Origin of the sequence: Novosphingobium sp. PhB165, from assembly GCF_004341845.1 — a bacterium.
Classification (GTDB): domain Bacteria; phylum Pseudomonadota; class Alphaproteobacteria; order Sphingomonadales; family Sphingomonadaceae; genus Novosphingobium.
In genome coordinates this window covers 728,802-746,013 of record NZ_SLVB01000001.1, presented here as the reverse complement: position 1 = coordinate 746,013, position 17,212 = coordinate 728,802, and the positions used below count along the sequence as shown (strand labels likewise).

The following is a 17,212-nucleotide window of genomic DNA, read 5'->3' as shown; positions in this document are numbered from 1 at the left end:
GATCAGCAATCGCGATCCCAATAGCGGTTGCCGTCGCGGTCGTAGCGATAGCAGCCGTTGTGCTTCTTCTGGGTCGAACCCACCGCAGCACCGGCCGCCGCGCCTATCGCCGCGCCCGCACCGGCATTACCGGCAATCGCACCGACACCGGCACCCAGCGCACCGCCTGCCAAAGCGCCTTCGCCGCCGTAGTTACTGGCACATCCGGCCATGCCGAGCACGCCGGCAGCAATGATGGGAAGCATGAGCTTACGCATGACAATTCTCCCGAATCAGTTTCATACCTGAGCAACGGGCCGCCTGGCGGACGGTTCCTGTCCGCCGCGCGAATTGTCTACGACCCGCCCCCGCTCGTCGTGAGGAGGGCGGGCCGCAAAGGGTAGTCTATCAGTCCGGCTTCTTGGCCACGGCGACCATGGCCGGGCGCAGGAGGCGGTCCTTGATCATGTAACCGGCCTGGAGTTCCTGCACCACGGTACCGGGCTCCGCATCGGCCGAGGGAACCTCGATCATAGCCTGATGCTGGTTGGGATCGAGCGGCAGGCCCATCGCGGCGATTCGTGTGATGCCGTGGTTGGTGAAGACCTTGTCGATCTCGCGCCCGGTCGCCTCGATGCCCGCAACAAGGCTCTTCAGCTTGTCATCCTCACGCAGTTCGGCGGGAATCGCCGTGAGCGCGCGAGCAAGGTTGTCGGCAACCGAAAGGATGTCCCGCGCGAAGCCCGTCGCGGCATAGGCGCGGGTGTCGGCAATGTCCTTTTCAAGGCGGCGACGTACGTTCTGGGTTTCGGCGCGCGCATAGAGCGCGTCCTGTTTGGACGTTTCGAGTTCCTCGCGCAGCTTTGCGACCTCGTCGCCAGCACTTGCCTTGTCGATCATGTCCTCGGGCACACCCTTCAGTTCTTCGGCCACGGCCGATTCTTCTGCCGACTGGGTTTTTTCTTCGGTCATTCTTCTTTGGTTCCAAGCTATCCGATGAGCTTGCCCAGGCTCTGGGCAGTGAAGTCCACCATGGGGACGACGCGCGCATAATTCAACCGAGTCGGGCCGATTACCCCCACCACTCCGACCACCCGACCCTCCCGGTCGCGATAGGGCGAGGCGATCACCGCCGAGCCGGAAAGCGCGAAAAGCCGGTTTTCAGACCCGATGAAAATGCGCGTCGAATCGGCCTCACGCGCGATGTCCAGCAGCTCGGCCACCGACTGCTTGTTCTCGAGATCGTCGAGCAGCGAGCGTACCCGTTCGAGATCGGACAGTGCCGTTTCGTCGAGCAGGTTGGCCTGACCGCGCACGATCAACACCGGGCGATGCATGACATCCTCGCTCCAGACGGCAAGGCCGCGCTCCACGAGATCGCGGCTCGCCGCGTCGAGCGCGGAATGGCCCGAGGCGATCTCCGCACGCATGCTCCGCGCCGCTTCGGCAAGCGTCCGCCCGGCCAGATGCGCCGAAAGGTAGTTGGAGGCTTCTTCCAGCGCGCCCGGCGGCAAGCTCATCGGCAAATCGAGCACGCGGTTCTCCACTGCGCCGTCCTCACCCACCAGAACGGCTAATGCCCGGCCCGGCCCCAGTTCGACGAGCTGAAGCTGGACGAGTCGCGGTTCTCGCCGGGGCACCATGACCACGCCCGCGCCTGACGACATGCTGGACAGCAGCGCGCTGGTCGCCTCCAGCGCCGCCTCGATCGGGCCCGGCGCGGCGATACGGCTTTCGATCGCCATGCGTTCCTCGGCCGTGGGTTCGGCCACTTGCATGATGCCGTCGACGAAGAGCCTCAGCCCCGCCTCGGTCGGCAGGCGGCCCGCACTTGTATGTGGCGCGGCCAGCAAGCCCAGCGATTCGAGGTCCGCCAGAACCGAGCGGATCGAGGCCGAGGAAAGATTTACCCCGCTCGTCCCCGCGAGGACTTTCGAGCCCACCGGGGTTCCGGTCGCAAGGTATCCCTCCACGACAAGGCGGAAAATGTCCCGGGCACGGGAGGTCAGTTCGGTTATCGGTTGGCTCGGCATCTCGCTTACAATTTAGGCAATGCCCTTGCGGCCTCAAGCCTATTCCGCCTAGGGGCACCGGGTTAATTCACGATCCGACTTCGAGCAGAGGAAATTCCATGCGACCTTCCGGCCGTGCGCCCGACGAGATGCGCGCTATCGACATCCAGACCGGTTTCACCAAGCACGCCGAAGGTTCGGTGCTGATTTCCTTCGGTGACACCCGCGTTCTCGTGACCGCTTCGGTCGAGGAAAAGGTGCCGCCGTTCCTGCGCGGCAAGGGTGAAGGCTGGGTAACGGCCGAATACTCGATGCTGCCCCGCGCCACCCACACGCGCGGTTCGCGTGAGGCCGCCAAGGGCAAGCAATCCGGCCGCACGCAGGAAATCCAGCGCCTGATAGGCCGTAGCTTGCGCGCCGTGGTCGACATGAAGAAGCTCGGCGAGCGCCAGATCGTGCTCGACTGCGACGTGCTTCAGGCCGATGGCGGCACCCGCACCGCCTCGATCTCGGGCGCTTGGGTTGCCCTGCGCCTTGCCGTCGACAAGCTGATGGCTGAAGGCAAGATCAAGGAAGACCCGATCACCGGCCGCGTCGCCGCAATCTCCTGCGGCATCTGCGAGGGTACGCCGGTGCTCGATCTCGATTACGTCGAGGACAGCGCCGCCGATGCCGACGCCAACTTCGTGCTCATCGAAGGCGGCATGATCGCCGAAGCACAGGCAACCGCCGAAGGCGCGACTTACGACGAAGAGGGCCTGCTGCGCCTCCTGCGCCTTGCCCGCATCGGCTGCGACGGCATCTTCGCCGCGCAGGCCAAGGCGGTCGGACGCTAAGTTACCTCCCCCCACGACATTCCGTCGCCCCGCGCACGCGCCGGGGCGACGGAATTTAAGTACATCGGAAGCAGAGCATGACCCGCAAGCTCGGAAACACCCGCCTCGTCATCGCCACGCACAACGCGGGCAAGCTGAAGGAAATCTCGGCTCTGCTCGCGCCCCATGGGCTCGAATGCGTGTCGGCGGGCGAGCTTGGCCTGCCCGAACCGAAAGAGACCGGTACGACGTTCGTCGAGAACGCGCTGCTCAAGGCCCATGCCGCCGCGAAGGCGTCCGGGCTGCCGGCGCTCGCCGATGACAGCGGCCTCTCCGTGGTCGCGCTGGACGGGCGCCCCGGTGTCTACACCGCAGACTGGGCCGAGCGTCAGTGGTTCGAAGGTCCCAAGGGCCGCGACTGGTTCATGGCAATGGGCAAAGTCGAGGGGCTGCTGTGCGAACAGGGCCCGGACGTCGATCGCTCCTGCTGGTTCTCTTGCGTCCTCGCGATTGCCTGGCCCGATGGTGAAGAGGCCGTCTACGAGGGCCGTTCCAACGGCACGATGACCTGGCCGCCGCGCGGCACGATGGGCTTCGGCTACGATCCGATCTTCGTGCCCGATGGCTTCGAGATGACTTTCGCCGAACTCGATCCCGCGGACAAGGACCGCATCAGCCACCGCGCCGACGCCTTCGCCAAGCTGGTCGCGGAGCAGTTTGCCGCGTAAAGACCTGTCATGGCCCGCGCACTCTATATTCATTGGCCGTTCTGCCTCGCAAAGTGCCCCTATTGCGACTTCAACAGCCATGTGCGCGAGCGGGTCGAGCATGATCGCTGGCAGGCGGGCCTGCTGGCCGACATGCGGCGCGAGCATGAAATCGCAGGCGGAGAAAAGCTGTCGTCGATCTTCTTCGGCGGCGGCACGCCCTCACTGATGCCCCCTGCCCTCGTGGCGCGGCTGCTTGAGGAAGCGGAGACGCTCTGGGGCTTTGACGAGGGCATCGAGATCACGCTGGAGGGCAATCCCTCCTCGGTAGAAGCGGCGAACTATGCCGCACTGGCGGGGGCGGGCGTCAACCGCGTGTCACTCGGGCTTCAGGCGCTGGATAATGAGACACTGCGATTCCTCGGTCGTCTGCACGATGCCAGCGAGGGTTTGAAGGCGCTCGACGTGGCGCAAAAGCAATTTGTGCGCGTCAGCTTCGACCTCATTTACGCGCGGCCGGGACAGAACCTCGACCAGTGGCGTGCGGAACTGGAACGCGCGCTCTCCTACGGCACTGGGCACCTTTCGCTCTACCAATTGACCATTGAGCCGGGCACCAAGTTCGCGACGATGGTGCGTCAGCACGAGTTCGAGCCGCTGGATGAGGATGCCTCGGCCGACATGTTCGCCCTCACGCGCGAGATGACGGCCGCTGCCGGAATTCCGGCCTATGAGATCAGCAACCACGCCCGTCCGGGCGAGGAAAGCCGCCATAATCTCGCTTACTGGCGTTATCAGGACTATTGCGGCATCGGCCCCGGCGCGCATGGACGGCGCGGCGGCGTGGCCACCACGCGCCATCGCAAGCCCGAGAACTGGCTGGAAGCGATCGACCGCGCCGCCCACGGCATCAACGAAACCCGCGAACTCGGCCGCCGCGAGCAGGCGAGCGAAGCCATGCTGATGGGGCTGCGCCTTGGCGAAGGCGTCGATCTTGATGCCATGGCGTCCCGCTTCGGCCTTTCCGCCGCCGAACTGTGCGACGATGCCAAGGCCGCCTTCTACGAAACGCAGGGCCTCGTCCGGCGCGAGGGCAAGCGCCTGATCGTGACCGAGGCCGGAATGGCACTGCTCGATGGCCTGCTCGCCGAACTGGTGCCCGCCGATCTCGTCGAGACATGACCAAGGCGGACCTGCTCGAAGCCTGGGGCAGCCACCTCGTCCACGCCCGGCGGCGCAGTCCGCACACCTGCCGTGCCTATATCGCCACTGCCGCGCGGCTGATTGACAGCCTTGAAGCACCCGATTGGGATGCGCTGACCCGCGTCGATGCCGCCGCCTTGCGTCGCCATCTCGCGGATCGGCGCGAGGACGGGATCGGTAATGTCTCGGCCGCACGCGAACTATCCGCCATCAAGGCCTTCCTCACTTTCGCCCGCGCGCAGGCAGGCGTGTCCGAACGCGCCGGGCCGCGTATCCGGGGGCCGCGTATCAAGAAGGGCATTCCCCGCCCGGTCACGCCGGACGAGGCCGTAAATCTCGCGGCTACCGTGGAGGAAGACGCACGCGAGGAGTGGATCGGCGCACGTGATCGTGCAGTGCTCTTGCTGCTCTATGGCGCCGGGATGCGCATTGCCGAGGCGCTCTCGCTGACCGGCGCGGCCATGCCGCTCGGGGAGACGATCACGGTCACGGGCAAGGGTAACAAGCAGCGGGTCGTGCCGCTTCTGCCGGTGGTGCGCGAAGGGGTCGCGGACTATGTGGGCAAGTGCCCCTGGCCGCTTGAGCGCAGCGGCCCGCTGTTTCGTGGCGCCAAAGGCGGCGGGTTGTCGCAAGGCATGGTGCAGAAGGCCATGGCGCGCGCGCGCATCGCGCTCGGCCTGCCCTCCACCGCGACGCCGCATGCCCTGCGCCACAGTTTCGCGACGCATCTGCTGGGTGCTGGGGCAGATCTGAGGAGCCTTCAGGAACTGCTCGGCCACGCGAGCCTTGGCTCGACGCAGATCTATACGAAAGTGGACGCGGCGACGCTGCTTGATGTCTACCGCAATGCCCATCCGCGCGAGCAGGGGTAGAAATCGGGGGGGAACAGGGGGCACATGGCCCCCTGCGTCAGCCCATTCAGATCGCGCCTTCGTCGGGCGCCAGCAGGAAGCGCCAGATCAGCGCACCGATGGCCGCGCCAATCAGCGGAGCCACCCAGAACACCCAGAGCTGGCTGAGTGCTGCCGTCTCCGCGAAGAGTGCCACGCCGGTCGAGCGAGCCGGGTTCACCGAAGTATTGGTGACCGGGATCGAGATCAGGTGGATCAGCGTGAGCGCCAGACCGATGGCCAGCGGGCCGAATCCGGCCGGTGCTATCCTGGAGGTCGAGCCAAGGATGACGATGATGAAGCCCGCCGTCAGGATCGTCTCGATCAGCAGCGCCGCGTGGAGCGAATAACCACCGGGCGAAAGATCGCCGAAGCCGTTGGTGGCAAAGCCGCCGGGGGTCCACCCCGCTTTACCCGAAGCGATCGCGAAGAGCGCCGCTGCCGCCACGATGGCGCCGATGACCTGGGCGATCCAGTAGGGGATCAGGTCTTTCCAGTCGAGCCGGCCGCCAACGGCCATGCCGAACGACACCGCAGGGTTGAAGTGCCCGCCGGAAATCGCGCCGACCGCATAGGCCATTGTCACCACTGTAAGCCCGAAGGCCAGTGCGACGCCGGCAAATCCAATGCCAAGTTGAGGGAAGGCCGCTGCGAGGACTGCAGAACCGCAGCCTCCGAAAACAAGCCAGAAGGTACCGAAGAATTCAGCTGCCAGTCTCTTGGACATAACGCCTGCTCCCCTATGGTTGCGGGGGAAGAATACGTCAGTATGCTTAAGCAGGATAGCTGGGAATTACACTAAGCCGATATCCGACTTCATTTTTTTACATGAAGGGGATTCTGGCCGGTCGGCTTCCAGCTCATGACACGCCAGAGATACCAGCAGAGCGTCATTATCGCGAGCACCAGCGTACCCCAGCCGATCCACTGCCCGGCCTCCGCAAAACGGCGTCCCAGCCACTGTCCGCCCATCAGCAGAAGCGTGTTCCAGACCGCCGCTCCGGCAGCCGTATAGAGGAGGAACGGCACGCGCCGCATATGCGCGAGACCCGCCGGAATCGAGATCATCGTGCGGAACATCGGCATGAAGCGCATAACGAAGACGACCCAGTGGCCGCGGCGGCGGAAGAAATGCCCTGCCCGCTCGACATCATGCCATTCCATCGTCAGCCAGCGCCCCCAGCGGTCGACCAGCGGCCGCAACCGCTCGTAGCCAAGCCGGTCCGCGATGAGGAACAGGATGTAGTTGCCCACGGTGCAACCCAATGTCCCGGCCAGCAGGACCGGCCAGAACGTCATCGTCCCGCGCGCCAGCGCGATCCCGGCGACACCCATGATGAGTTCGGACGGAATCGGCGGCACCAGGTTTTCCAGCGCCATCAGGAAAGCGATGCCCCAGTAGCCACCACCCTCGATAAGGTGGATTACCCATTCATCCATGGCGGCATTCCCGGGGCAGGCTTACGGTCACATCGCCGCGTGGCGGATTTCGATGGCTTCCCAGATGAGTGCTCCGGTATCTGTGCCGTTGAATCGGTCTATCGCGACGATACCCGTGGGCGATGTCACATTGATTTCGGTCAGCCATTTTCCGCCAATCACGTCGATGCCGACGAATACCAGTCCGCGCGCCTTGAGTTCAGGGCCAAGCGCCGCACAGATCTCCATTTCGGTCGAAGTGAGTTCGGTCGCCTCCGCCGAGCCTCCCACTGCAAGGTTGGAGCGGAATTCGCCCGCGCCGGGGCGGCGATTGATCGCCCCCGCCACCACGCCGTCGACCAGCACGATCCGCTTGTCGCCCTCCGAAACGTCGGGAAGGAAGGGCTGGACCATGAACGGTTCGACCCAGGCGTTCTCGAACATCTCAATCAGCGCGCCAAGGTTGCTGCCGTCGGCAGGCACGCGGAACACCGCCTTGCCGCCATTGCCGTGGAGCGGCTTGATGACCAGATCGCCGCCGAAACCGGCCTCGATATTGCGCTGCTGGAACAGGCGCACGTCCTCGATACGGCGGGCGATGAAGGTCGGCGGCATGAAGCGCGCGAAGTCGAGAACGAAGACCTTCTCAGGCGCGTTGCGGACCGAGGCGGGATCGTTGACCACCAGAGTCCGCCCGGCAAGGCGTTCGAGCAAGTGCGTGGCAGTGATATAGCCAAGGTCGAACGGCGGATCCTGCCGCATCAGCACCACGTCGATATCGGCAGCAAGGTCGATCAGGCGATAGTCGCCGCGCGTGAAATGCGCGCCTTCGACGCGCTGGACGGCGACCGGCGCGGCCCAGCAGGTAAGCCGACCGCCCGTGCCTTCGGAGGCGTCGTAGGCCAAGGTCCGCACGTCATAATGAAACAGAGTATGCCCGCGCTCCTGCGCAGCAAGCATCAGGGCAAAGGACGAATCGCCCGCGATGTTGATCGTCTCAAGCGGGTCCATCTGGATGGCGACGCGTAGGCTCATGGAATTCGGTTCCTCGGGAGAATCTGGGGGAGGATAACGGGGGGAACTACGGGGCGGAGGCTTAATGAAATTCGGCAAGCCGTGCGAATAATTTCGTCGCCGTTCCTCGCCCTATTTCTTCGATCGATACCGGACTTCCTACCCCCCGCTGTCACGCGAAAGGTTGCCAGGCATTGGCAATCCGTCGCGGCCAGCACCCCGGCGATAGCAGCAGGACATCAATCCTGAGGCTGTCGCCGGGCTTCTGATAGCGCGGCGCAAGCGCTTCGGCGGCCGCCGCGACACGCCGCAGCCGATAGCCATCGATGGCATGGTCGAGATCGGCCTTGCGGGCGCGCCATTTCACTTCGACGAAGCAGAGCACCCGGCCGCGCCGCGCCACCAGGTCCACTTCGCCGCGCGGCGTCTTCACCCGAACGGCAAGGATCCGCCAGCCCGACAGGCGCAAGTACCAGAGCGCCAGCGCCTCGCCCCGTCGGCCCTGCCGTTCCGCCCTTGCGCGCCGCTCGCTCACCGAATGGCGCTCACTTCAGTTCCAGCGCGCGGGCATAGAGGGTCTTGCGATCGAGCCCGGTAGCCTTGGCCACGCTCGCCGCCGCTTGCGAGGGCTTGGCTTCCTGCAGCGCGGCGCGGAGCAGCGCATCAACGTCGACCTCCCCCATCGGCTCGTCGCCGGGCGGGCCGACCAGCAGCACGATCTCGCCCTTGGGCGGATGCGCGGCATAATGCGCGATCAGTTCCTGCGGCGTGCCGCTGCGGCATTCCTCGAACTTCTTGGTCAGTTCGCGCGCGACCGCCACTTCGCGGCCCGGCAGCACCGAATCGATAGCGCCCAGCGCATCTTCAAGGCGCGGCGCGGTTTCGTAGAACACCAGCGTCGCCGGAACGCGGGCCAGATCGCCCAGCACGGTTTCGCGCGCCTTGGTCTTGTTGGGCAGGAAACCGGCGAACAGGAAGCGGTCGTTGGGAAGGCCGGAGAGCGTCATCGCCATGACCGCAGCATTGGCGCCCGGCAGGCTGGTGACAGCAATTCCCCGTTCACGCGCGGTGCGGACCAGACGGTAGCCGGGGTCGGAAATCAGCGGAGTTCCGGCATCGCTGACCAGCGCCACCGGCTCGTTTGCCATCAGTGAAAGCAGCCGCTCGCGGTCCCCCTCCCCGGCATGATCGTCGTAGCGGATGAGGCGCTGCTTGATACCCAGGTGGTGGAGCAATTTGCCCGTAACCCGCGTATCTTCGCAAGCGACCGCACTCACGCCCCGAAGCGTCTCTACGGCGCGGACTGTAATGTCCCCAAGGTTGCCAATGGGGGTTGCCACTATGTAGAGGCCTGGCGAAAGACTGTTTTCCATTATCGGCCTCATGGCCCAAGGACTGCGGGAGCGGCAAGCAATGTTCGACAAGAGCCTGAATGGACGACCCAATCGGCGTAATTTTCTGGCCGGGGCCGCCATGGCACTGCTTGCGGGCTGCGCGGTCGTTCCCAAGGCTCCCGCGCCTGCTCCCGCACCAACGCCCGCTCCCAGCGACAACGTCGTCGCCACCGATACCGAGCGCCACCGCGTGGCCCTGCTCGTGCCCACCACGGGTCCCAATGCCGGGGTCGGCCAGTCGCTGGCCAATGCGGCGAACATGGCGATCCTCGATACCGGCGCGAAGGACCTGCGGATCACCGTCTACGACACCGGGACCAACCCCGGTGAGGCCGCGCGCCGCGCGGTAACCGACGGCAACAAGCTGATCCTCGGCCCGCTGCTCGCCGACGACATCGCCGCCGTGCGCGCGGTCGCCCGGCCTGCGCGAGTGCCGCTGATCTCGTTCTCCAATGACGAGAAAGCCGCCGAGAGCGAAGTCTTCATCATCGGCAACCTGCCCGGCCAGTCGGTCGCCCGCACGGTGGCCTATGCCCGTCAGCAAGGCGTTTCGAGCTTCGCGGCGCTGGTTCCGCGCGGTGAGTATGGCGAACGCGTGAGCAGTGCCCTGCTCGCGTCGGTACGCGCCAGTGGCGGCACTGTGCTGGCCATGGAGCCCTATGACCGCACCGCCGCCTCGATCAGCGCGGCAGCGACGCGCATCAAGGCCAAGGGCGGCTTCGGCGCGCTGCTGATCGCCGACAGCGGCGGCCTCTCCTCACGCGCCGCCACCACGTTCCGCACCGGAGGCGGCACCGGCACGGTCCGCCTGCTCGGCACCGAACTGTGGAGCGGCGAAAAGGAGCTGACGACCACTCCGGCCCTGAACGGCGCCTGGTTCGCCACAGTGTCGGACACCCGCTTCGGCCAGTTTGCCAAGAGCTACCGCGCGCGGTTCGGCGCCCAGCCCTTCCGCATCGCCACGCTCGGTTACGATGCGGTGCTGCTGACCCTCCGCGTCTCGCGCACATGGAAGCCGGGAGCGATCTTCCCCACAGCGGACATGTTTGCGCCCGACGGATTCCTGGGCGTCGACGGTGCCTTCCGCTTCAACCGCAACGGTCTGATCGAGCGCGCGCTGGAAGTGCGCGCGGTGGAGAGCGGCGGCGTCAAGGTGATCGACGCGGCGCCGACCGGGTTCGCCAAGGGCAAATAATCGCGAGCGGAGGCACCCTCGGCCGGCTGCCTCCGCATTCTGTTCCCTTTTTCTTCTCCATTCGACCAAACCCCTGCGGATAAGCGCAAGCGCCTGCTTGATCGCTGATTCCGGGCCTGCCTATAGTCCGCCCATGTCCGATGACCTCTTCGACAAGCTCCCCTCCGCCGCAGGGGAAACCTATGACGGTTCCGCGATCGAGGTGCTGGAGGGGCTGGAGCCCGTCCGCCGCCGTCCGGGCATGTACATCGGTGGCACCGATGAGCGCGCGCTGCATCACCTTGCCGCCGAAGTGCTCGACAATGCGATGGACGAGGCCGTTGCCGGTCACGCCAACCGTATCGAAGTGACTCTGGAAGAGGAGCCGGGCACCGCCGGGCGCCTCACCATCACCGACAACGGACGCGGCATCCCGGTCGACGAACATCCCAAGTTCCCCGGCAAGTCGGCGCTGGAGGTCATCCTCTCCACGCTGCACTCGGGCGGCAAGTTTTCCGGCAAGGCCTATGCCACGTCGGGCGGCCTCCATGGCGTCGGCATCTCGGTGGTCAACGCGCTCTCGGTGAAGACCCGCATCGAAGTTGCGCGCAACAAGGAACTGTTCGCGCAGGAATTCTCGCGCGGGCAGACGCTTGGTCCGCTCCAGAAAGTCGGCGCGGCGCCCAACCGGCGCGGTACGGCCGTGACCTTCACGCCCGATCCCGAGATTTTCGGCGACCAGAAATTCAAGCCTGCCCGCCTCTTCAAGCTGGTCCGCTCCAAGGCCTACCTTTTCGCGGGCGTCGAGATCCGCTGGAAATGCGCACCCTCGCTCACTTCCGAAGAGGTGCCGGCAGAGGCGACGTTCCAGTTCCCCGGCGGCCTGGCCGACCATCTGGCCGAGCAGATCGGCGGCCGCGAATGCGTGACCACGCAGTTCTTCTCCGGCACGCAGGATTTCCCGCGCGGCGATGACGGCTCCGAGCAGGGCCGCGTCGAATGGGCGATCGCCTGGCCGCTCTATTCCGACGGTTCCTATTCCTGGTACTGCAACACCATCCCGACCCCGGATGGCGGCACCCACGAACAGGGTCTGCGCGCTGCGCTTACCAAGGGCATCCGCGCTTTCGCGGACCTTGTGGGGCAGGCGAAGAAGGCCAAGGACATCACTCCGGACGACGTGGTGACGGGCAGCGAGGTCATGCTCTCCGTCTTCGTCCGCGAACCGCAGTTCCAGAGCCAGACCAAGGATCGCCTCACCAGCCCCGAGGCCGCGCGCCTTGTCGAAGCGGCGGTGCGCGATCACTTCGATCACTTCCTGACCGATAACATGGAGCGCGGCAAGGCGCTGCTCGGCTCGGTGATGGAGCGCATGGACGAGCGGCTTCGCAGAAAAGCGGAGCGCGAGGTCAAGCGCAAGACTGCCACCAATGCCAAGAAGCTGCGCCTGCCCGGCAAGCTCACCGACTGTTCGGGTGAAGGCGATGGCGAGACCGAACTGTTCATCGTCGAAGGCGATTCGGCAGGCGGCTCGGCCAAGCAGGCACGTGACCGCAAGACGCAGGCAATTCTGCCGATCCGCGGCAAGATCCTCAACGTCGCCAGCGCCACCAACGACAAGATCCGCGCCAATCAGGAAATCGCGGACCTTGGCCTCGCGCTCGGCTGCGGCACCCGCAAGGACTGCAACGCGGACGACTTGCGCTACGATCGCATCGTCATCATGACCGACGCCGACGTCGACGGCGCCCACATCGCGACGCTGCTGATGACGTTCTTCTTCCAGGAGATGCCGGACATCGTGCGGCGCGGACACCTCTACCTTGCCCAGCCGCCGCTCTACCGCCTAACGGCGGGTTCGACCTCGGCCTATGCCCGCGACGATGCGCACCGCGCGGAACTCGAAAAGACCGTGTTCAAGGGCAAGAAGGTCGAAGTCGGCCGCTTCAAGGGCCTTGGCGAGATGAACCCGCAGCAGCTGCGCGAGACGACGATGAGCCCGGCCTCGCGCTCGCTGATCCGGATCACCCTGCCCCCCGAATACGAGGACCGCGCGGCGGTGAAGGACCTTGTCGACCGCCTGATGGGCCGCAATCCCGAACACCGCTTCCAGTTCATCCAGAACCGCGCGGGCGAGATCGATCCGGAACTGATCGACGCGTGAGGCTTAGGCGGGCACTGCTCGCCAGCCTCAGCGCATCCGCTTGATGAACAACCCGCTGTCGCGCATTTCTGTCGCGAAGTTGGGGAGTGTCTTCACCAGTTCCGACAGGCGCGAGAAACCATAGCTGCGGGCATCGAAGCTGGACCGGTTGGCAACGCGCTGGCCCACTTCCGAGAGACTGGCATAGCCGTTCTCGTCACGCTTGCTGGCCTTCCAGCCCTCACCGATGAGCTTGACCAGATCGGCGTCGATGGGCGGCACAGTGGTCTCGCCCGGCGTCTCGTCCTCATCGGCGGCGGGTAGCGCGGCAAGGTCGATGAACCGGGTGCAGGCCTCGCGAAATGCCTCGGGCGTGCGGCTCGTGCCGAAGCCATAGACCGGCGTGCCGTTCTGGCGGATGCGGATGGCGAGCGGCATGAAATCGCTGTCGCTGGTCATCAGGCCGAAGCCGTCGACATGGCCGTCGTAAAGCAGGTCCATCGCGTCGATCGTCATTTTCATGTCGGTCGCGTTCTTGCCCTTCGTCACGTCGAACTGCTGCTGCGGTTCCAGCGCGTGACGGTGGACGAGCCTGGACCATCCCTTGAGCGAAGCCTTGCTCCAGTTCCCGTAGACGCGCCGGACATTGACCGAGCCGAGATCGCCAAGGATGGTCAGCGCCGCCTCAAGGTGACTGGGCGAGGCATTGTCGGCATCGATCAGCAGGGCAATGTTGCGCGCGGCGCGGGGTTTGTTCTCGGGCATCTCAGGCTCCTTCGTTCAGGGCAGCTCCTCGTCGCCATGCGGCTTGGGTCTGAAGCTGGCCCGGCGCCAGACTATCGCGAAGAATGCAGCCAGCACCAGCGGCATGATCGGAACGGAAAGGTTCAGCGCCAGCGGCCGCGCGAAAGCGGGGGCGACGAACGCCAGCAGCAGCACCAGTTTCTCGTAAGGCGCAAAGCCGGTTCGCCGCCCCTCGCCCGCCAGCCAGAGCATCGGGAACGCCAGCAGAACCATGTCGTAATCGAGCACGAAGGGCGTCGCCAGCGGCGCTCCGGCCAGCACGAGCGAGGCCAACGCGGGCCGCCAGCCCTTGGTCCACGCCGCGACAACAACCAGCGCCGCTACGGCAAGAGTAACCAGTCCCTGCACTCCGTAAGCCGCCCAAACCGGCGCGCCGAGCAGCCGCAGCGCTGCGAACGGGCTCACCATCTTGCCGAAACCTACTGCGCCTTCCGCCATGGCAGCCTGCGCGCGGCCGCTTGCCGCAAGCCAGTGCAGCCATGTTTCAGGGCCGAAGGCCAGCGCCGACAGCCCCGCAAGCGCCAGCGCCGTCACGGCAGCAAGGCCGATCACTTTCCACTCGCGCGAGGCGATCAGCGCCAGCGGCACCAGCAGCCCGAATTGCGGCTTGATCGTCGCCAGTCCGAGGCAAAGCCCCGCCAGCAATGGCTGCCGGCGAACCATCAGCACACCGGTCCCGAGCAGCGCGGCGACAAGCCATGAGGTCTGCCCGTGCGTCACCACGATCGGCATCGCCGGAAACGCCGCAAGCAGCAACCACCGCGGCAGGCCGATCTCGGCATTTCGCCACCAGACCCGCACCGCCGCCGCGTAGAACGTGCCCGTCGCCAGCAGCCACGCCGCCAGCGCGGGAAAATACCCCAACCAACCGAGCGGCCAGCACAGCGGCAGGAACGAGGGCGGATAGAAGAACGCAGTATAGCCACCGGGCGGCGCGAACCACGCCCGCTGCGCGGCAATGTGGGCGGCAGCATCATAAGGATCGCCATGCGCGATCAGCATCCGCCCGGTGGTCCAGAAGCTGATGAAATCGCTGCCAAGCAGGAAACCGTTGGCATCAACCCCGCCGTGCGCTGTCACCAGCAGCCAGGCCAGCATGGCCAGATTGAGCCCGGCCAGCAGACGCAGGTATCCCCGCACCCGGTCCGCACCCAGCCAGTCCATTTCGCGCAAGAATCCAGCCCCCATGCGCCGCTGATTGCAACGCCCCGGCGGCGAAGTCCATGCCCTCGACTGCCCGCTTGCCATGCTGCAACGCAAAACTTAGGGATTAACCGAATAGTTAAACAACGGGACAGGCCGAATGCAGCGTTTCGAAGGCACCAGCAGCTACGTCGCCACCGACGACCTGAAAGTCGCGGTCAACGCCGCCGTTCTGCTGCGCCGCCCCCTGCTGGTGAAAGGGGAGCCTGGCACCGGCAAGACGGTGCTGGCCGAACAGATCGCCGCCTCTCTCGACGCGCCGCTCATCACCTGGAACGTCAAGTCCACCACCAAGGCGCATCAGGGCCTTTACGAATATGACGCCGTCGGCCGCCTGCGCGACGGCCAACTGGGCGATGCGCGTGTTCACGACATCAACAACTACATCCGCAAGGGCAAGCTGTGGGAGGCCTTCACCTCACCCCGCCTGCCCGTCCTGCTGATCGACGAGATCGACAAGGCGGACATCGAGTTCCCCAACGATCTTCTGGCCGAACTCGATCGCATGGCCTTCGACGTCTACGAAACCGGCGAGCATGTCGCCGCCGTGGAACGCCCGATCGTGGTCATCACCTCCAATAACGAGAAGGACCTGCCGGACGCTTTCCTGCGCCGCTGCTTCTTCCACTATATCAAGTTTCCCGAGCGCGAGACGATGCAGGCCATCGTCGACGTGCACTTCCCCGGCATCCAGAAGACCCTCGTCACCAAGGCGATGGAGATCTTCTACGAACTTCGCGAAGTGCCCGGCCTCAAGAAGAAGCCTTCCACCAGCGAACTCCTCGACTGGCTGAAGCTGCTGCTGAGCGAGGACATGCCGCTGGAGGTCCTCCAGAATCAGGACCCGGCCAAGGCGATCCCGCCGCTGCACGGCGCGCTGCTGAAGAACGAGCAGGATGTGATGCTGTTCGAAAGGCTCGCTTTCATGGCCCGCCGGGGAAGCTGACTTTCGCGCTTCGCATTTTCTTCCGGGTATCCATCAGGCCATCGACACGGAAATTCCGGCCAGATATCGATTGCCGCTGATGTCGCCAGAAGTGAGGAAAGCCTGACCCAATGACAGCACCTTATCCCGGCCGCTGCGCCTGCGGCGCCGTCACGCTCGAAATTTCGGGCGAGCCGATCGCCACGCGTCAGTGCTGGTGCCGCCAGTGCCAGCAGCTCGCAGCGGGTGGTCCGACCAACAATGCCATCTTCAAGGCCGAAGATATCGCCATTGAGGGCGATCTCGCGTCTTCCACATGGACAGCGGCGAGCGGCAATACGCTGACGTTCCACTTCTGCCCCAAGTGCGGAACGCAGATATTCGCGCAAAGCTCGGCGCGTCCCCACCTCAAAACCATGCGCCTTGGCGCGCTGGACGCAGGCCATGGCCTGAGGCCGGAAGCGGTGATCTGGACCGACGACGCGCCGGAATGGGCGCACTTCGATGCAGCGCTGCAAATATGGCCGCAGCAGCCGCCGCCACCGCCCTCTCCGGCATGATTTTGCCGTGACCAGGGGCTCGCAGACCCGTTTCGCGGCGATCCGCGCGCGGCTCGAAGCGTTCGAGCCGCGTCCCGGTTGGCGGGCGTGGCTTTATGAGTTCCTGCTGTTCGGCTTCAAGCAAGGCTGGGCCTGCCTGTTCGGCGGTTTACTGTTGGGGCTACTGGTCGCCACGCATCTGTTCTATCCCGCGCAAGCGCCGCTGGCCCGCTACGATTTCCTGGCGCTCGCCGCGCTGACGATCCAGATCGCGATGCTGGTGCTGCGGCTTGAGACGATGGACGAGGCGAAAGTCATTCTCGCTTTCCATGTCGTCGGCACGGTGATGGAACTGTTCAAGACCGCGCACGGGTCATGGGAATACCCCGAGGCTAACATGCTGCGGATCGGCGGCGTTCCGCTGTTTTCGGGCTTCATGTATGCCGCCGTCGGCAGCTATATCGCCCGCGTTTGGCGCATCTTCGATTTCCGCTTCACTGGTTATCCGGCCGAAGCCGTCTCGGTGGCGCTGGCCGTGACAATCTACGTGAACTTCTTTGCGCATCACTGGCTGCCGGATATCCGGCTGGGCCTTTTCGCGGTGCTGGGCGCATTGTTCCTGCGTACACGGATCTGGTTCCGCGTCTGGCGAGAGGATCGCTGGATGCCATTGCTGCTCGGTTGGTTTCTCGTGGCGTTGTTCATCTGGTTCGCCGAAAACCTCGCGACGTTCTCGCAGGCGTGGATCTATCCAAGCCAGCGAAATGGCTGGACCATGGTACACTGGAGCAAGCTCGGCGCGTGGTACCTGCTGATGTATATCTCCTTCGTGCTGGTCGCGCTGGTGCATCGGCCCAGATCGCGCGAGAGCCGCGCGGTTTCCTACGGCACCACGGGTGGTGTAGGTTCGCAATCATGAACCTCGCACGCTCCCTCCACTCGGTAACTTGGCCGAAAAAGGCATCGGCACAAGGTGACACAGACGCGGGTT

Annotated in this window: 19 protein-coding genes; 9 read left to right on the top strand and 10 right to left on the bottom strand. The window is 65.1% G+C overall.

Annotation, left to right across the window (positions count from 1 at the left end; genetic code table 11):
* Nucleotides 1-2 precede the first annotated feature (2 nt).
* The 3 genes from EDF56_RS03635 to hrcA form a co-directional block, all read right to left on the bottom strand.
* Nucleotides 3-257: a glycine zipper domain-containing protein gene (locus tag EDF56_RS03635; protein ID WP_132385342.1), complete on the bottom strand. Its 255-nt coding sequence runs from the start codon at nucleotides 255-257 to the stop codon at nucleotides 3-5.
* A 130-nt stretch (nucleotides 258-387) separates the two neighbouring features.
* Entirely contained in the window at nucleotides 388-951 is a 564-nt protein-coding gene (grpE, locus tag EDF56_RS03630) for a nucleotide exchange factor GrpE (RefSeq protein WP_132385341.1), read from the bottom strand.
* 17 nt (nucleotides 952-968) lie between these two features.
* Nucleotides 969-2,012, bottom strand: a complete 1,044-nt coding sequence (gene hrcA / locus EDF56_RS03625) for a heat-inducible transcriptional repressor HrcA (RefSeq protein WP_132385340.1) — start codon at nucleotides 2,010-2,012, stop codon at nucleotides 969-971.
* 98 nt (nucleotides 2,013-2,110) lie between these two features.
* Between hrcA and rph the strand changes: the two genes are divergently transcribed.
* The 4 genes from rph (at nucleotide 2,111) to EDF56_RS03605 (ending at nucleotide 5,588) form a co-directional block, all read left to right on the top strand.
* A complete protein-coding gene (gene rph, locus EDF56_RS03620; RefSeq protein WP_132385339.1) occupies nucleotides 2,111-2,827 on the top strand; it encodes a ribonuclease PH in 717 nt (238 codons plus the stop codon).
* A gap of 77 nt (nucleotides 2,828-2,904) precedes the next feature.
* Nucleotides 2,905-3,534, top strand: coding sequence for an RdgB/HAM1 family non-canonical purine NTP pyrophosphatase (gene rdgB, locus EDF56_RS03615; RefSeq protein WP_132385338.1), 630 nt, complete (start codon nucleotides 2,905-2,907; stop codon nucleotides 3,532-3,534).
* 9 nt (nucleotides 3,535-3,543) lie between these two features.
* The gene (hemW, locus tag EDF56_RS03610) at nucleotides 3,544-4,695 is read left to right on the top strand and encodes a radical SAM family heme chaperone HemW (protein WP_132385337.1); all 1,152 of its coding nucleotides are present in this window, start codon (nucleotides 3,544-3,546) and stop codon (nucleotides 4,693-4,695) included.
* Nucleotides 4,692-5,588: a tyrosine recombinase XerC gene (locus EDF56_RS03605; protein ID WP_132385336.1), complete on the top strand. Its 897-nt coding sequence runs from the start codon at nucleotides 4,692-4,694 to the stop codon at nucleotides 5,586-5,588. Before hemW ends, EDF56_RS03605 begins: the two co-directional genes overlap by 4 nt.
* Before the next feature lie 46 nt (nucleotides 5,589-5,634).
* On the opposite strand, the gene aqpZ is transcribed toward EDF56_RS03605, so the two are convergent.
* The 5 genes from aqpZ to rsmI form a co-directional block, all read right to left on the bottom strand.
* Nucleotides 5,635-6,333: an aquaporin Z gene (aqpZ, locus tag EDF56_RS03600; RefSeq protein WP_132385335.1), complete on the bottom strand. Its 699-nt coding sequence runs from the start codon at nucleotides 6,331-6,333 to the stop codon at nucleotides 5,635-5,637.
* An 89-nt stretch (nucleotides 6,334-6,422) separates the two neighbouring features.
* On the bottom strand, nucleotides 6,423-7,046 hold the full coding sequence (locus EDF56_RS03595; RefSeq protein ID WP_132385334.1) for a DedA family protein: 624 nt from the start codon (nucleotides 7,044-7,046) through the stop codon (nucleotides 6,423-6,425).
* A gap of 27 nt (nucleotides 7,047-7,073) precedes the next feature.
* Nucleotides 7,074-8,060, bottom strand: coding sequence for a glutathione synthase (gshB, locus tag EDF56_RS03590; RefSeq protein WP_132385333.1), 987 nt, complete (start codon nucleotides 8,058-8,060; stop codon nucleotides 7,074-7,076).
* Between the two features lie 151 nt (nucleotides 8,061-8,211).
* On the bottom strand, nucleotides 8,212-8,574 hold the full coding sequence (locus tag EDF56_RS03585) for a YraN family protein (RefSeq protein ID WP_132385332.1): 363 nt from the start codon (nucleotides 8,572-8,574) through the stop codon (nucleotides 8,212-8,214).
* Nucleotides 8,575-8,584: 10 nt separating this feature from the next.
* Complete coding sequence (gene rsmI / locus EDF56_RS03580; RefSeq protein ID WP_132385331.1) at nucleotides 8,585-9,412, bottom strand: 16S rRNA (cytidine(1402)-2'-O)-methyltransferase; 828 nt, start codon at nucleotides 9,410-9,412, stop codon at nucleotides 8,585-8,587.
* A gap of 40 nt (nucleotides 9,413-9,452) precedes the next feature.
* On the opposite strand from rsmI, the gene EDF56_RS03575 reads away from it, so the two are divergent.
* Together EDF56_RS03575 and parE are read left to right on the top strand one after the other, a co-directional pair.
* The gene (locus tag EDF56_RS03575) at nucleotides 9,453-10,628 is read left to right on the top strand and encodes a penicillin-binding protein activator (protein ID WP_132385330.1); all 1,176 of its coding nucleotides are present in this window, start codon (nucleotides 9,453-9,455) and stop codon (nucleotides 10,626-10,628) included.
* A 133-nt stretch (nucleotides 10,629-10,761) separates the two neighbouring features.
* Nucleotides 10,762-12,771 carry a DNA topoisomerase IV subunit B gene (parE, locus tag EDF56_RS03570; RefSeq protein WP_132385329.1) on the top strand — a complete coding sequence of 670 codons (2,010 nt, stop codon included), beginning with the start codon at nucleotides 10,762-10,764 and terminating at the stop codon, nucleotides 12,769-12,771.
* Nucleotides 12,772-12,798: 27 nt separating this feature from the next.
* Here parE and EDF56_RS03565 read toward each other — a convergent pair whose 3' ends face one another.
* Both EDF56_RS03565 and EDF56_RS03560 read right to left on the bottom strand, forming a co-directional pair.
* Nucleotides 12,799-13,515 carry an NYN domain-containing protein gene (locus tag EDF56_RS03565; RefSeq protein WP_132385328.1) on the bottom strand — a complete coding sequence of 239 codons (717 nt, stop codon included), beginning with the start codon at nucleotides 13,513-13,515 and terminating at the stop codon, nucleotides 12,799-12,801.
* Between the two features lie 15 nt (nucleotides 13,516-13,530).
* Entirely contained in the window at nucleotides 13,531-14,742 is a 1,212-nt protein-coding gene (locus tag EDF56_RS03560; RefSeq protein ID WP_132385327.1) for a glycosyltransferase family 87 protein, read from the bottom strand.
* A 115-nt stretch (nucleotides 14,743-14,857) separates the two neighbouring features.
* On the opposite strand from EDF56_RS03560, the gene EDF56_RS03555 reads away from it, so the two are divergent.
* The 3 genes from EDF56_RS03555 (at nucleotide 14,858) to EDF56_RS03545 (ending at nucleotide 17,140) form a co-directional block, all read left to right on the top strand.
* Nucleotides 14,858-15,703 carry a MoxR family ATPase gene (locus EDF56_RS03555; protein ID WP_132385326.1) on the top strand — a complete coding sequence of 282 codons (846 nt, stop codon included), beginning with the start codon at nucleotides 14,858-14,860 and terminating at the stop codon, nucleotides 15,701-15,703.
* A gap of 110 nt (nucleotides 15,704-15,813) precedes the next feature.
* Nucleotides 15,814-16,242, top strand: a complete 429-nt coding sequence (locus tag EDF56_RS03550) for a GFA family protein (protein WP_132385325.1) — start codon at nucleotides 15,814-15,816, stop codon at nucleotides 16,240-16,242.
* A gap of 7 nt (nucleotides 16,243-16,249) precedes the next feature.
* The gene (locus EDF56_RS03545) at nucleotides 16,250-17,140 is read left to right on the top strand and encodes a DUF817 domain-containing protein (RefSeq protein ID WP_243652362.1); all 891 of its coding nucleotides are present in this window, start codon (nucleotides 16,250-16,252) and stop codon (nucleotides 17,138-17,140) included.
* Nucleotides 17,141-17,212: the final 72 nt, after the last annotated feature.